We start from the raw sequence: 13290 nt of genomic DNA on the forward strand, positions 1-13290 counted from the left end.
AGCTGGCTTGCCGGCGATGGGCTGCGAAGCAGCCCCATTACCTCAAAAGCAGGTAGAATCACGCCCTGACTCAATCAGGGCGTTTTTCTATGCGTATTGGCCACGGCTACGATGTCCACCGTTTCTGCGACGGTGATTTCATTACCTTGGGCGGGGTGCGTATCCCCCACAAGTTCGGCCTGCTGGCCCACTCCGACGGTGACGTGCTGCTGCACGCCCTGAGCGATGCCCTGCTCGGCGCTGCGGCGTTGGGCGACATCGGCAAGCATTTCCCTGACACCGACCCGCAGTTCAAGGGTGCCGACAGTCGCGTGCTGCTGCGCCACGTGGTCGCCGTCGTGCGCGACAAGGGCTGGAAGGTCGGCAACGTCGACGCCACCATCGTCGCCCAGGCGCCGAAGATGGCCCCGCATATCGAGACCATGCGCCAGCAGATCGCCGCAGACCTGCAGGTCGAACTCGACCAGGTCAACGTCAAGGCCACCACCGAAGAAAAGCTGGGCTTCACCGGCCGCGAGGAGGGCATCGCCGTGCACGCGGTTGCCCTGCTACTGCCAGCATGACCGAACTGGAACTGCTGGGGCCGCGGGCCTCGGGCGAAGCCTTGGGCACCGCCGTGCTCAAGGCGGTGGCCGAAGACTTCCAGGTCGATGAAGTCCTCGATATCCCGCTGTCCGGTCAGGGGGAGCATCTGTGGCTGTGGGTCGAGAAGCGCGATCTCAACACCGAGGAAGCGGCCCGCCGCCTGGCCCGCGCCGCCGGTGTGCCGGTGCGCGCCATCAGCTATGCCGGCCTGAAGGACCGCCAAGCCTTGACACGCCAGTGGTTCAGCCTGCACCTGCCGGGCAAGGCCGACCCCGACCTGTCCCGCGCCGAGGACGACACCCTGCGGGTGCTCAAGCAGGTGCGCCATCAGCGCAAGCTGCAGCGTGGGGCCCATTCGGCCAATGGTTTCACCTTGCGCCTGACCGCGCTGCAGGCCGACCGCCCGGCCCTCGATGCCCGCCTGGAGCAACTCAAGCAGCAGGGTGTGCCTAATTACTTCGGCAGCCAGCGTTTCGGTCATGCCGGCGGCAACGTGCATGATGCCCAGGACTGGGCTGCACGCCAGGCATTGCCCGAGCAGCGCAACGTGCGCTCGCGGCTGTTGTCGGCCGGGCGCAGCTACCTGTTCAACCAGGTGCTGGCCGCCCGGGTGGCCGACGGCAGCTGGCAGCGTGCCCAGGTCGGCGACCTGCTCGCGTTCACCGACAGTCGCAGTTTCTTCCCGGCGGGAGAGGGCGAGTGCAGCGATCCGCGCCTGGCCATTCTTGACTTGCATCCCACCGGCCCGCTGTGGGGCGAAGGGCAATCGCCTTGTGCCGGCGCGACCCAGGTGCTCGAGAGCGAAGTCGCCGCGCGTCATCCTGCGTTGTGCCAATGGCTGGCGCGAGCGGGCATGGATCACGAACGGCGCATCCTGCGGCTCCCTATTGGGCGTCTGTCGTGGCATTATCCCGAGCCTGATATCCTGCAACTGGAATTCGTCCTTCCGGCCGGATGCTTCGCCACCGTGGTGGTGCGCGAACTCGTCGATCTGGTGCCGGCAGGGCAGACGGACAGCCCATGCGTATTCTGATTTCGAATGACGACGGTGTTACCGCACCCGGCATCGCCGCGCTGCATGAAGCGCTGGCGGATTACGCCGAGTGCGTGGTGATTGCCCCGGATCAAGACAAGAGCGGCGCCGGCAGTTCGCTGACGCTCGATCGGCCGCTGCACCCGCAGACCCTGGCCAACGGTTTCATCAGCCTCAACGGCACGCCCACTGACTGCGTGCACCTGGGGCTCAACGGCCTGCTGCCAGAAACCCCCGACATGGTGGTGTCCGGCATCAACCTGGGCGCCAACCTGGGTGACGACGTGCTGTATTCCGGCACGGTCGCCGCCGCCCTGGAAGGGCGTTTCCTCGGCGGTACCTCGCTGGCCTTTTCGCTCCTGTCGCGCCTGCCCGACAACCTGCCGACTGCCGCCTATATCGCCCGGCGCCTGGTCGAGGCGCAGTCGCGCCTGGAGCTGCCACCGCGCACCGTGCTCAACGTCAATATCCCCAACCTGCCGCTGGAGCACATCCGTGGCATCCAGCTCACCCGCCTGGGACATCGGGCGCGTGCCGCAGCGCCGACCAAGGTGGTCAACCCGCGGGGCAAGGAAGGCTACTGGATCGCCGTGGCCGGCGATGCCGAGGACGGCGGGCCGGGTACCGATTTCCATGCAGTGATGCAAGGCTACGTGTCGATCACGCCGTTGCAGCTGGATCGCACCTTCAACGATGCCTTCGAGCGCCTCGACGGCTGGCTGGAGGGCGTGCTCTGATGCGCGAACAGGACGATCTGCAGCGTCGCGGTATCGGCATGACTTCCCAGCGTACCCGGGAGCGGCTGATCCAGCGCCTCTACGAAGAAGGCGTGTCGAACGCCAAGGTGCTCGAGGCCATTCGCCGCACTCCGCGCCACCTGTTCGTCGATGAAGCCCTGGCCCATCGGGCCTACGAGGACACGGCGCTGCCGATCGGCCATAACCAGACGATCTCCCAGCCGTTCATGGTCGCGCACATGAGCGAGCTGTTGCTGGAAGCCGGGCCCCTGGACAAGGTGCTGGAGATTGGCACCGGCTCGGGCTACCAGACGGCGATCCTGGCCCAACTGGTGGAACGGGTGTTTTCGGTTGAGCGGATCAAGGTCCTGCAGGATCGGGCCAAGGAGCGTCTGGTCGAGCTCAACCTGCGCAACGTGGTGTTCCGCTGGGGCGACGGCTGCGAAGGTTGGCCGGCGCTGGCGCCGTACAACGGCATCATCGTCACCGCGGTTGCGCCCGAGGTGCCCCAGGCACTGCTCGACCAGCTGGCACCGGGCGGGCGCATGGTGATCCCGGTCGGTCCGGCGGGGGAAACCCAGCAACTGATGCTGATCGTGCGTGAAGAACATGGTTTCTCGCGCCGGGTGCTCGGGGCCGTGCGCTTCGTGCCCCTGCTCAACGGCCCGCTGGCCTGAGTGGCGCAACGGAATATTTGCGTCGGCGACGAATTCTTGCGTCGGGCCCCTGTCTATCTGGCGTGGCGATATTCGTACACCGATCAGGCCAATTGCGAGTCACCCCTGGCAGGGTGGCTCGGTTATAATTGAAACAATATTGCATTTTGTATCGTCATTATTTGACAGCATGAGGGGAGCGCGGGTGGGTCACACAGGCATGCGGCAGCGCAAGGAACGGTCGGTATTGAAGCTTCTGGTGATTGCGCTGGCCATGGGTACCCTGTTGGCTGGCTGTTCCAGCACCAGCTCCAACGGCGCCCGTGTGGTCGATCGCAACAACACCGCGCCCAAGCGCCCGACAGTCACCTCGGGGCAGTACATCGTCAAGCCTGGGGATACGCTGTTCTCCATCGCCTTCCGCTATGGCTGGGACTACAAGGAGCTGGCGGCGCGCAACAACATTCCCGCCCCCTACACCATTCGCCCGGGTCAGCCGATTCGTTTCAGTAGCGGCGTGGGGGGGAGCACCACGGTTGTCAGCAGCCCTTCTTCGTCGAGCAAGACCACCGTCATCCGCCGACCGGTCGCGACCACCGTACCGGCGACCGGTAATGGCAAAAGTGCCACTACTGCCTCTTCCACCACCTCGCAAACGGTTGCCCAGGTGCCCGCCGCAGAGCGCGCCGTGGGCGGTTGGACGTGGCCGGCGAACGGCGTGCTGATTGGTAAATTTGCTTCAAACGGTAGTTTGAATAAAGGCATTGATATCGCCGGTGATTTGGGACAGCCTGTTTTTGCTGCGTCTGATGGAGCGGTGGTCTACGCCGGCAGTGGCTTGAGGGGCTATGGCGAGCTCATCATCATCAAACACAGCGATACCTACGTCAGTGCCTACGGTCACAACCGCAGGCTTTTGGTTCGGGAGGGGCAGCAGGTCAAGGCAGGGCAGACGATCGCAGAAATGGGGTCCACGGGCACTGATCGGGTGAAGCTGCATTTCGAGATTCGCCGCCAGGGCAAACCCGTCGATCCTCTCCAGTTCCTGCCACGCCGTTGATCAATGTCCCAGCCTGTTCCTTGGATGTAGAGGGGACAGGCTCAGGCGCTGCCATGGAAGGGTGACGCTCGAGTCTGAGTTCGAACTCAGCAAAGGACTATAACAATGGCTCTCAGCAAAGAAGTGCCGGAGTTTGACATCGACGATGACCTCCTTCTGATGGAGACAGGCATCGTTTTGGAAACGGATGTGGTGTCAGACGAACCTGCTGTACCTTCGGTTCGGACCAAGTCGAAACAGGGCGCGTCGCTCAAGCAGCACAAGTACATCGACTACAGTCGCGCACTTGATGCCACTCAGCTCTATCTCAATGAAATCGGCTTCTCGCCCCTGCTTTCGCCAGAGGAAGAAGTGCATTTCGCGCGTCTGTCGCAAAAAGGCGACCCGGCCGGTCGCAAGCGCATGATCGAAAGCAACCTGCGCCTGGTGGTCAAGATCGCCCGCCGTTACGTCAATCGCGGCCTGTCGTTGCTCGACCTGATCGAGGAAGGCAACCTGGGCCTGATCCGTGCGGTGGAGAAATTCGACCCCGAGCGGGGCTTCCGTTTCTCGACCTACGCGACCTGGTGGATCCGCCAGACCATCGAGCGGGCGATCATGAACCAGACCCGCACCATTCGCCTGCCCATCCACGTGGTCAAGGAGCTCAACGTCTACCTGCGCGCTGCCCGTGAGCTGACGCAAAAGCTCGACCACGAGCCGTCGCCGGAAGAAATCGCCAGTCTGCTGGAGAAGCCGGTGGCCGAGGTCAAGCGCATGCTTGGCCTGAACGAGCGGGTGTCCTCGGTGGATGTCTCGCTCGGGCCTGACTCCGACAAGACGCTGCTCGACACGCTTACCGATGATCGCCCCACCGATCCGTGCGAGCTGCTGCAGGACGACGACCTGTCGCAGAGCATCGACCAGTGGCTGGGCGAACTGACCGACAAGCAGCGCGAGGTGGTGGTGCGGCGTTTCGGCCTGCGTGGGCATGAAAGCAGCACCCTCGAGGATGTCGGCCTGGAGATCGGCCTGACCCGCGAGCGTGTGCGGCAGATCCAGGTTGAAGGCCTCAAGCGCCTGCGCGAGATCCTCGAGAAGAATGGCCTGTCCAGCGAGTCGCTGTTCCAGTAGTCACTGACGTGCGCCAGGCAAACGCCCCGACTTGTTCGGGGCGTTTGCGTTTTTTGCGCAGGCGCCAATCTGGTTGACTGACCTGACATCATTGAGGGGCCTTACTCACAACCCCATAGCCTGTCACCTGCGAAGTATTTATTTCTCCACCCTCGTAGCATCGCGTGTAAGCATTCGCTTACTCGTCATGTAAGCGATCGCTGTAGGGATCAGTAAATCAATGTCGTTTCCAGTGGCGTACTTTTTCTAACTATATGAAATATATAGGTTTTATAAATATCAAAAGATGTGTCGTCTGAATCATCCTGAGATATTCGTCGCTTGTTCCGTACCGGGGAATCGCTAGTATTCGAACTGTGTCAAGGGACAGACACAGGCCTTCAAGGATGACGGCCAGGGACATCGCGGGACGCGATTCATCAGTGGATGATGATTGGGACATACAGGGACTACGGAAAAAAATGTGGGCGGGTCAAACCGCCCCTTTTTTTTGCCTGTCGGAAATGAAAAAAGGCCCTTTCGGGCCTTTTTCGCAACTGAACGCGATCAGCGCTCCAGATCGGCAATCTTGCCAGTCTTGCCGTCCCACGCTTCGGCGTCCGGCAGGGCGTCTTTCTTCTCGGTGATGTTCGGCCAGATCTCCGCCAGCTCGGCGTTCAGCTCGATGAAGTTCTCCATGCCGGACGGCACTTCGTCTTCCGAGAAAATCGCCTGAGCCGGGCACTCCGGCTCGCACAGCGCACAGTCAATGCACTCGTCCGGGTGAATCACCAGGAAGTTCGGGCCTTCGTAGAAGCAGTCCACCGGACAGACTTCCACGCAGTCGGTGTACTTGCATTTGATGCAGTTGTCGGTGACGACGAAGGTCATTTCTAATTCTCTCCTCAGGCGACGGCAGCTTGCCCTTCCTTACCAGGGCAGCGCGGTTAACGGTGCTGGCTGCAGGCCAGGCTAATAACCTGCAGTGCTCGCAAACCGCGCCGGATTCTACCAGCTTGCGCGGTGGGCCGTTATAACAGGTTTTTCAGTTGATATAGCATTTCGATAGCTTGGCGCGGCGTCATGTCGTCCAGGTCCAGCTTGGCCAGCTTCTCGATGGCCGGGTGTGGCAGGCTGGCGAACAGGTCGCTCTGGTGCGGCACGTGAGGCATGTTGTCGCGGGCCGGCATGACTGGCGCCTCGTGGGGCAGGCTGGCAGTCTCCAGCCGGCCCAGATGCTCGCGGGCGCGCTGGATCACCGCCGCCGGCACGCCCGCCAGTTGTGCCACGGCCAGGCCGTAGCTCTGGCTCGCCGGCCCCGGCAGGACGTGGTGCAGGAACACGATGCGTTCGTTGTGTTCGGTGGCGTTCAGGTGCACGTTGGCCACCAGTGGTTCGCTGTCCGGCAACACGGTGAGTTCGAAGTAGTGGGTGGCAAACAGCGTGTAGGCGCGCAGCTGGGCCAGGCGCTCGGCGGCGGCCCAGGCCAGCGACAGGCCATCGAAGGTGCTGGTGCCGCGGCCGACCTCGTCCATCAGCACCAGGCTGCGGTCGGTGGCATTGTGCAGGATGTTGGCAGTCTCGCTCATCTCGACCATGAAGGTCGAACGCCCGCCGGCAAGGTCGTCGCTGGAGCCGATACGGGTGAAAATGCGGTCGACCGGCGACAGTTCGCAGGCGGCGGCCGGGACGAAGCTGCCGATATGGGCCATCAGCACGATCAGGGCGGTCTGGCGCATGTAGGTGGACTTACCGCCCATGTTCGGGCCGGTGATGATCAGCATGCGCGTGCCGTTGTCCAGCCCGAGGTCGTTGGCCACGAACGGCGTGGTCAGCACCTGCTCGACCACCGGGTGACGACCCTGCTCGATGCGCAGGCACGGCTCGTCGACGAAGCTTGGGCAGTTCAGGTCCAGGTTCAGGGCGCGCTCGGCCAGGTTGCTCAGCACATCCAGTTCGGCCAGCGCGGCGGCGCTGTCCTGCAACGGCGCCAGGTGCTCGATCAGGGTTTCGAGCAGGGCGTCGTAGAGCATCTTCTCGCGGGCCAGGGCGCGGCTCTTGGCCGACAGCGCTTTGTCCTCGAACGCCTTGAGCTCGGGGGTGATGAAGCGTTCGGCCCCTTTGAGCGTCTGCCGGCGGATGTAGTCGACTGGCGCCTGCTCGGCCTGCTTGGTCGGCAGCTCGATGAAGTAGCCGTGCACGCGGTTGTAGCCGACCTTGAGGTTGGCCAGGCCCGTGCGGGCCTTCTCGCGGGCTTCCAGGTCGATCAGGAACTGGCCGGCGTTCTCGCTGATCGCCAGCAGCTCGTCCAGCTCGCTGTCGTAGCCGGTCTTGAGCACGCCACCGTCGCGGATCACCGCCGGCGGGTTGTCGATGATCGCCCGCTCCAGCAGGCCGGCCAGCTCCGGGTAGGTGCCGGTGATCGCGGCCAGCCGCGCCAGGTGCGGCGCTTCCAGCTCGGTCATGGCGTTCTGCAGCTCCGGCAGGGCGCCGAGGGCATCGCGCAGGCGTGCCAGGTCACGGGGACGGGCATTGCGCAGGCCGATTCGCGCCAGGATCCGCTCGATGTCGCCGATTTCCTTGAGCTGCGGTTGCAGCTTCTCGAAACGGTAGCCGTCGAGCAGGCATCGGATCGAATCCTGACGGGCCTTTAGCACCTTCAGATCGCGCAGCGGACGGTTCAGCCAGCGGGTCAGCAGCCGGCTGGCCATGGCGGTCTGGCAACGGTCGATGACCGATTGCAGGGTGTTGTCGCGGCCACCGGCCAGGTTGATGTCCAGCTCCAGGTTGCGGCGGCTGGCGGCATCGAGGATGACCGTGTCGTCCATGCGCTCGTGGCGCAGGCTGCGCAGGTGGGGCAGGGCGGTGCGCTGGGTTTCCTTGGCGTAGGTCAGCAGGCAGCCGGCGGCGCCGATGGCCAGGGTCAGCTTGTCGCAGCCAAAGCCCTTGAGGTCCTGGGTTGCGAACTGCTGGCAGAGGCTCTTGCGCGCCGTGTCGCGGTCGAAGTCCCACGGTGCGCGGCGGCGGGCGCCGGGGCGCTTCTCGGCCGGCAAGCCCTGCGGCCAGTCGTCGGGGATCAGCAGTTCCACCGGGTTGATGCGCTCGAGTTCGGCCAGCAGGTTCTCCCAGCCCTTGATCTCCTGCACGGTGAAGTTGCCGCTGGTGATGTCCAGCACCGCCAGGCCGAACAGGCGCTCGTCACCCAGCAGGGCGGCGATCAGGTTGTCGCGGCGCTCGTCGAGCAAGGCCTCGTCGCTGATCGTGCCCGGGGTGATGATGCGCACCACCTGGCGCTCCACCGGGCCCTTGCTGGTGGCCGGGTCGCCGATCTGCTCGCAGATCACCACCGATTCGCCGAGCTTGACCAGCTTGGCCAGGTAGCCTTCCAGCGAGTGGAACGGAATCCCGCACATGGGAATCGACTGGCCCGCGGACTGACCGCGGGCGGTCAGGGTGATATCCAGCAGTTTCGCGGCTTTCTTCGCATCTTCGTAGAAGATCTCGTAGAAATCGCCCATGCGGTAGAACATCAGCTGGTCCGGGTGCTGGTTTTTCAGCTTCCAGTACTGCTGCATCATCGGGGTGTGTGCGGAGAGATCAGACATTCAGGGCCTTACAGCGGGTGGTCTGGTGGCAAATTTCGAAACCGCTAATGGTACAGGCTTTTTCCGGTCGACGCAGGTCGGATGGGATGGGGCAAATCTGCGCAGGTTGCCTGTTGCAGGGCCCATTGCATTTTCGCTTCCGCGGTTGCATTATGCGCATTATGCAAAAACGCAACGTAGCCTCCGTACTCAGAGAACTGCTCGCCCGCCACGGCCTGTCCCCTACAGAGCTGCATCGGCGCACGGGTGTGCCTCAATCCACCCTGTCGCGGATCCTCAGCGAGAAGATCGTCGATCCTTCGGACAAGCATGTCTCGAAGATCGCCGAGTACTTCGGCGTGAGCACCGACCAGTTGCGCGGCCGTGTCGAACTGGGTGAATCCCGTGACGCGGTCCCGCTCGCCCAGGGCCACGCGGCCCTGAGCGATATCAGCCTGTGGGACGATGAAACCCCCGTCGAGGACGACGAGGTTTCCGTTCCTTTTCTTCGTGAGGTCGAGTTGGCAGCAGGATCAGGAAGATTCGTCATCGAGGAAAGCGAGAACGCTCGCTTGCGCTTCGGCAAACGCAGCCTGCGCCACAATGGCGTGCAGTTCGACAACGCCAAGTGCGTGACGGTACGTGGCAACAGCATGCTGCCGGTGCTGCGCGATGGCGCCACGGTCGGGGTCAATACCGGTAAAAGCACCATCGGCGACATCATCGACGGTGACCTTTATGCCATCAACCACAATGGCCAGCTGCGGGTGAAACAAGTGTACCGCCTGCCCACCGGCATCCGCCTGCGCAGCTTCAACCGCGATGAGCACCCCGACGAGGACTACAGCTTCCAGCAGATGCAGGAAGAACAGATCAGCCTCCTCGGTCACGTTTTCTGGTGGGGCATGTACGCCCGTTGATCCCCGCGCCTCGATAGAAACCCGCCTCGGCGGGTTTTTTTTCGTCCTCAGAACCCCCCTACATCCACGTCGGATCAGGCCTCCATGCATAGGAGCAAAAGCTGATGCATAAAAATTTGAGTTTGTGCATTGACTGCATATGCATGAATGCATAATATGTATCCCAAGCCGGACGCAAACCGGTTGAGATACAGGCAGCGATGAACAGGCCTCGACTGTTCAGAGGGTTGGCAACTGGCCCGGGTGTGCAGCGTAAAGCACCACGATCAGTTATCCGGCGGGCAGGCGGCCGCGGTCGGAGTCACCAATTTGAAGCGCAACCGTACGGCGTCACCAGTCGTGGCCGACGGTTACACCGCGCATTACTGAAAAGCCTGCATAGCGGGCTTTTTGGAATGCCGAGTCAAGCCAATCACGATCCGCCGGCCTGTCGCCGGCGGGCAAACACACAGGAGACAGGAACGTGACGAACGAGCAACAGACGTTGCTGGAGATGCCGCTCTGGCTGGTGATCCTCCTGGCATTGCTGGGCGGACTTTCCGGCGAGATGTGGCGCGCCGACAAGGCCGGCGCCCGCGGCTGGGGGCTGCTCAGGCGGCTGGCGCTGCGCTCGGGGGCCTGCATGGTCTGCGGGGTGTCGACGGTCATGCTGCTGTACGCCAGCGGCATGTCGATCTGGAGTGCCAGCGCTTTTGGCTGCCTTACCGCCATGGCCGGCGCCGACGTGGCCATCGGCCTTTACGAGCGCTGGGCCGCTCGGCGGCTGGGGTTGGACGAACAGCCCGCGGCTGTACGCCAGGACGAAGAATGAACGTGGCAACAAGGAAGAAAAGCGAATGTTCAACGAGTTTCGCTGCGGTAAATGCAACCGCTTGCTGGCCCGCATCGGCGGGGCGGCGGTGGTCCAGATCAAGTGCTCGCGTTGCGCGACCTTGAACCACATGAAGGCCACGGGCCTCGACAACGTGCCGACGAGCGATCAGGACGGGCCGCAGAGTCCAGCTCCCCTTCAATCGATCCAGTAGGAGAAACACCATGGCAGGTCGTACCCGCATTCCTTTCAACGGCGTCGGCACTTCGGTGCTGCCCGCTTACCAGACCCTGTCGGCGGGCCAGTACCTGCTGTCGCCCAATCAGCGCTTCAAGCTGCTGCTGCAGGGCGATGGCAATTTGGTGATCCAGGACAACGGCGCCACCGTCTGGGTCGCCAATGAACAGCAACCTTTCAGCTCGACTATCCCCTTGCGCAACAAGAAGGCCCCGCTGGCCTTCTACGTTCAGTACGGCGCGTTCCTCGACGACTACTCGCGACGCCGGGTGTGGCTGACTGACAACAGCACCTTCACCAGCAACGACCAGTGGAACCGTACCCACCTGGTGCTGCAAGACGACGGCAATATCGTGCTGGTCGACTCGCTGGCGCTGTGGAACGGCACGCCGGCCATCCCGTTGGTGCCTGGCGCGATCGACTCGCTGCTGCTGGCACCTGGCTCCGAGCTGGTACAGGGCGTGGTGTACGGCGCGGGCGCCAGCAAGCTGGTGTTCCAGGGTGACGGTAATCTCGTGGCCTATGGCCCGAACGGCGCGGCCACCTGGAACGCCGGCACTCAAGGCAAGGGCGCCGTGCGCGCGGTGTTCCAGGGTGACGGCAACCTGGTGGTCTACGGTGCCGGCAATGCGGTGCTGTGGCACTCGCATACCGGCGGCCATGCCAGCGCTGTGCTGCGCCTGCAGGCCAACGGCAGCATCGCCATCCTCGACGAGAAACCGGTATGGGCGCGCTTCGGCTTCCAGCCGACCTATCGCCATATCCGCAAGATCAACCCTGACCAGAAGCCGATCGACATCTGGACCTGGCATTTCTGAGTCGGGCGCCGGGCCTTCACGGGCCCGGCCTTTGTCGAACCGAGCGTTCAAGGAGCACAAGCATGAGCGAACTGGCCCAGTTGTACGCGGCCGTCACCTCCACCCTGCGGGCGACGTTGCCGGCCTTCGCCACGGTCGCCACGGAGGGCGACGTCACGCTCGAACCAGCCTTGCCGGCCTTGGTCCATGGCGTGTTGCGCATGCGTGGCGACGAGGCGCTGCGTGACGGTCGCTCATTGCTGATGGCGACCTTCGAGGCCCGCGTCACCGCCCAGGGCACCCCCGCGCAGGCACGGACGCAGGCCGGCGTGCTGGCGGCGCAGCTGATCGATGTGCTGCGCCAGCAGTCCTGGGGGCTTGATTACGTCGAGGGCGCACGAGACATCCTCGCCGAAGCCGAGGGCACTTCCTGGCGGGTGCAATGGGAGCAACCGGTCCTGCTGGGCAGTGTCCAGTGGCCCTGGCCCGACCAGCCGGCGGGCAGCCTGATGCTGGGCTTCGCGCCGGACACCGGGCCCGGCAACCAGGACAAGTACCTGTCACCGGAGGACCTGGCATGAGCTACGCCAGCGCTATGCACGATCGCATGCTGGCCAGCCTGGTGATTCCCTGCCGGGTAGTGGCGGTGGACCTGGCCGCGGCCCGGGTACGGGTGTCCGATGGCGGCGGCTGGACCAGCGCCTGGGTGCGCTGGCATGCCCAGGCTGCCGGCAAGGCCCGCCATTGGCGGGCACCGAGCCTGGACGAGCAGGGCGTGTTGATCAGCCCCAGCGGCGAACCGGCCTTGGGCACCTTCGTCGCGGGGTTGTACGGCAATGCCGGGACGGCGCCGGACAACCGCGACCATGTCGAGGTCTGGCGCTTCGACGATGGCGGCTCACTGGCCTACGACTGGCAGGCCAAACGTTATGACATCCAACTGCCCAGCGGCCAGGCCACGGTCAAGGTCGGCGCCAGTACCCTGGTGGTCAGCGACAACGCCATCACTCTCGACGCCGCGTCGATCACCCTGACCGGCAAGGTTGCCATCAACGGCCCGCTGACGGTCAGCGGCGACATCAACGGCGGTGGCCGGATCATCGACACGGCCGGCAACACCGCCAACCACAAGCACTGAACCAAGGCCTGTACGAAATGTGTCTGCGCGAAGGCCAGACAAGGCGAAACGGGGGGCGGAACGGCCGGGGTCGCGCCCGACTGTACTGGAGTACATGAGCATTCCGAGCCCCGTTTCAACGCAGTATGGGCGAGTGCAGATACATTTCGTACAGAGCCTAAGGCCTTGAGCCCAGCAAGATCGCCATTGAGCGACATGAGTGCGGCATGTGCCGCGACCCATCATTTCGACTCAAAAGGTAAAGCAACATGGAAGCAGTAAAAGTCGGCAAGCATTTCTTCAACGCCCACCCAACCGCCGTCAGCCAGGTCTTCAGCGCCGCGGATAACAAGGATGGCGTGTACCTGCGCACTGCCACCCTGTGCACCGGCGGCGGCATCCTCAACCTGTACACCGGCCCGAAGGCGCCGGCCTACCTCGGCGACATGAGCGTCCACGCCATCATGGGCGGGATCAACGGCGGCATTGATTCGCAGTACACCCTGCCTTATCCGCTGTTCATCCCGGCGGGCTACGGCCTGTGGACCGTCGCCAACAACGCCACGGCGGCCATCGCCCTGACCTACGACTTCGTCTCCTGAAACGGCTGTCCGGCTTGTCCGGGCAACCCTTTCCTGCCTGCCAGGTGATAACCATGCGC

General features: G+C 63.6%; 15 protein-coding genes. 13 read left to right on the forward strand and 2 right to left on the reverse strand.

What is annotated here, in order from left to right:
- The first annotated feature begins 89 nt into the window (after positions 1-89).
- The 6 genes from ispF (at position 90) to rpoS (ending at position 5184) form a co-directional block, all read left to right on the forward strand.
- Complete coding sequence (gene ispF, locus AC25M7_RS20130; protein ID WP_028690655.1) at positions 90-563, forward strand: 2-C-methyl-D-erythritol 2,4-cyclodiphosphate synthase; 474 nt, start codon at positions 90-92, stop codon at positions 561-563.
- A complete protein-coding gene (gene truD / locus AC25M7_RS20135; protein WP_062361379.1) occupies positions 560-1618 on the forward strand; it encodes a tRNA pseudouridine(13) synthase TruD in 1059 nt (352 codons plus the stop codon). The genes ispF and truD overlap by 4 nt, the downstream gene beginning before the upstream one ends.
- Positions 1606-2355 (forward strand): 5'/3'-nucleotidase SurE, encoded by a 750-nt coding sequence (gene surE, locus AC25M7_RS20140; RefSeq protein ID WP_028690653.1) that lies wholly within the window; start codon positions 1606-1608, stop codon positions 2353-2355. The genes truD and surE overlap by 13 nt, the downstream gene beginning before the upstream one ends.
- Positions 2356-2393: 38 nt before the next feature.
- The gene (locus AC25M7_RS20145; RefSeq protein WP_162175259.1) at positions 2394-3032 is read left to right on the forward strand and encodes a protein-L-isoaspartate(D-aspartate) O-methyltransferase; all 639 of its coding nucleotides are present in this window, start codon (positions 2394-2396) and stop codon (positions 3030-3032) included.
- A 184-nt stretch (positions 3033-3216) separates the two neighbouring features.
- Positions 3217-4071 carry a peptidoglycan DD-metalloendopeptidase family protein gene (locus AC25M7_RS20150; protein ID WP_028690651.1) on the forward strand — a complete coding sequence of 285 codons (855 nt, stop codon included), beginning with the start codon at positions 3217-3219 and terminating at the stop codon, positions 4069-4071.
- Positions 4072-4176: 105 nt separating this feature from the next.
- The gene (gene rpoS, locus AC25M7_RS20155) at positions 4177-5184 is read left to right on the forward strand and encodes an RNA polymerase sigma factor RpoS (protein WP_011535249.1); all 1008 of its coding nucleotides are present in this window, start codon (positions 4177-4179) and stop codon (positions 5182-5184) included.
- Between the two features lie 546 nt (positions 5185-5730).
- Here the strand turns inward: rpoS and fdxA are convergent.
- Together fdxA and mutS are read right to left on the reverse strand one after the other, a co-directional pair.
- On the reverse strand, positions 5731-6054 hold the full coding sequence (gene fdxA / locus AC25M7_RS20160; RefSeq protein ID WP_028690650.1) for a ferredoxin FdxA: 324 nt from the start codon (positions 6052-6054) through the stop codon (positions 5731-5733).
- Positions 6055-6194: 140 nt separating this feature from the next.
- Entirely contained in the window at positions 6195-8768 is a 2574-nt protein-coding gene (mutS, locus tag AC25M7_RS20165; protein WP_486971389.1) for a DNA mismatch repair protein MutS, read from the reverse strand.
- Positions 8769-8920: 152 nt separating this feature from the next.
- On the opposite strand from mutS, the gene AC25M7_RS20170 reads away from it, so the two are divergent.
- The 7 genes from AC25M7_RS20170 to AC25M7_RS20200 all read left to right on the forward strand — a co-directional run bounded on the left by AC25M7_RS20170 (position 8921) and on the right by AC25M7_RS20200 (position 13231).
- Positions 8921-9667, forward strand: coding sequence for a LexA family transcriptional regulator (locus AC25M7_RS20170; RefSeq protein ID WP_081791564.1), 747 nt, complete (start codon positions 8921-8923; stop codon positions 9665-9667).
- 463 nt (positions 9668-10130) lie between these two features.
- Complete coding sequence (locus tag AC25M7_RS20175; RefSeq protein WP_028690647.1) at positions 10131-10478, forward strand: phage holin family protein; 348 nt, start codon at positions 10131-10133, stop codon at positions 10476-10478.
- Positions 10479-10503: 25 nt separating this feature from the next.
- The gene (locus AC25M7_RS20180; protein WP_028690646.1) at positions 10504-10692 is read left to right on the forward strand and encodes a zinc finger domain-containing protein; all 189 of its coding nucleotides are present in this window, start codon (positions 10504-10506) and stop codon (positions 10690-10692) included.
- A 10-nt stretch (positions 10693-10702) separates the two neighbouring features.
- The gene (locus AC25M7_RS20185) at positions 10703-11533 is read left to right on the forward strand and encodes a putidacin L1 family lectin-like bacteriocin (protein ID WP_062361286.1); all 831 of its coding nucleotides are present in this window, start codon (positions 10703-10705) and stop codon (positions 11531-11533) included.
- 62 nt (positions 11534-11595) lie between these two features.
- Positions 11596-12093, forward strand: coding sequence for a hypothetical protein (locus tag AC25M7_RS20190; RefSeq protein WP_028690644.1), 498 nt, complete (start codon positions 11596-11598; stop codon positions 12091-12093).
- A complete protein-coding gene (locus AC25M7_RS20195; RefSeq protein WP_028690643.1) occupies positions 12090-12650 on the forward strand; it encodes a phage baseplate assembly protein V in 561 nt (186 codons plus the stop codon). Before AC25M7_RS20190 ends, AC25M7_RS20195 begins: the two co-directional genes overlap by 4 nt.
- Positions 12651-12898: 248 nt before the next feature.
- Positions 12899-13231 carry a hypothetical protein gene (locus AC25M7_RS20200; RefSeq protein ID WP_023631778.1) on the forward strand — a complete coding sequence of 111 codons (333 nt, stop codon included), beginning with the start codon at positions 12899-12901 and terminating at the stop codon, positions 13229-13231.
- Positions 13232-13290: the final 59 nt, after the last annotated feature.

The sequence above is a fragment of the Pseudomonas sp. P106(2024) genome (genome assembly GCF_057480815.1).

Bases quoted from the DNA above. Each gene is read 5' to 3' on its own strand.
- AC25M7_RS20180 (WP_028690646.1), top strand. From the start codon at position 10,504: ATGTTCAACGAGTTTCGCTGCGGTAAATGCAACCGCTTGCTGGCCCGC.
- mutS (WP_486971389.1), bottom strand. From the start codon at position 8,768: ATGTCTGATCTCTCCGCACACACCCCGATGATGCAGCAGTACTGGAAG.
- AC25M7_RS20185 (WP_062361286.1), top strand. From the start codon at position 10,703: ATGGCAGGTCGTACCCGCATTCCTTTCAACGGCGTCGGCACTTCGGTG.
- surE (WP_028690653.1), top strand. From the start codon at position 1,606: ATGCGTATTCTGATTTCGAATGACGACGGTGTTACCGCACCCGGCATC.
- AC25M7_RS20145 (WP_162175259.1), top strand. From the start codon at position 2,394: ATGACTTCCCAGCGTACCCGGGAGCGGCTGATCCAGCGCCTCTACGAA.
- truD (WP_062361379.1), top strand. From the start codon at position 560: ATGACCGAACTGGAACTGCTGGGGCCGCGGGCCTCGGGCGAAGCCTTG.
- AC25M7_RS20195 (WP_028690643.1), top strand. From the start codon at position 12,090: ATGAGCTACGCCAGCGCTATGCACGATCGCATGCTGGCCAGCCTGGTG.
- fdxA (WP_028690650.1), bottom strand. From the start codon at position 6,054: ATGACCTTCGTCGTCACCGACAACTGCATCAAATGCAAGTACACCGAC.
- AC25M7_RS20200 (WP_023631778.1), top strand. From the start codon at position 12,899: ATGGAAGCAGTAAAAGTCGGCAAGCATTTCTTCAACGCCCACCCAACC.
- ispF (WP_028690655.1), top strand. From the start codon at position 90: ATGCGTATTGGCCACGGCTACGATGTCCACCGTTTCTGCGACGGTGAT.
- AC25M7_RS20190 (WP_028690644.1), top strand. From the start codon at position 11,596: ATGAGCGAACTGGCCCAGTTGTACGCGGCCGTCACCTCCACCCTGCGG.
- AC25M7_RS20170 (WP_081791564.1), top strand. From the start codon at position 8,921: ATGCGCATTATGCAAAAACGCAACGTAGCCTCCGTACTCAGAGAACTG.
- rpoS (WP_011535249.1), top strand. From the start codon at position 4,177: ATGGCTCTCAGCAAAGAAGTGCCGGAGTTTGACATCGACGATGACCTC.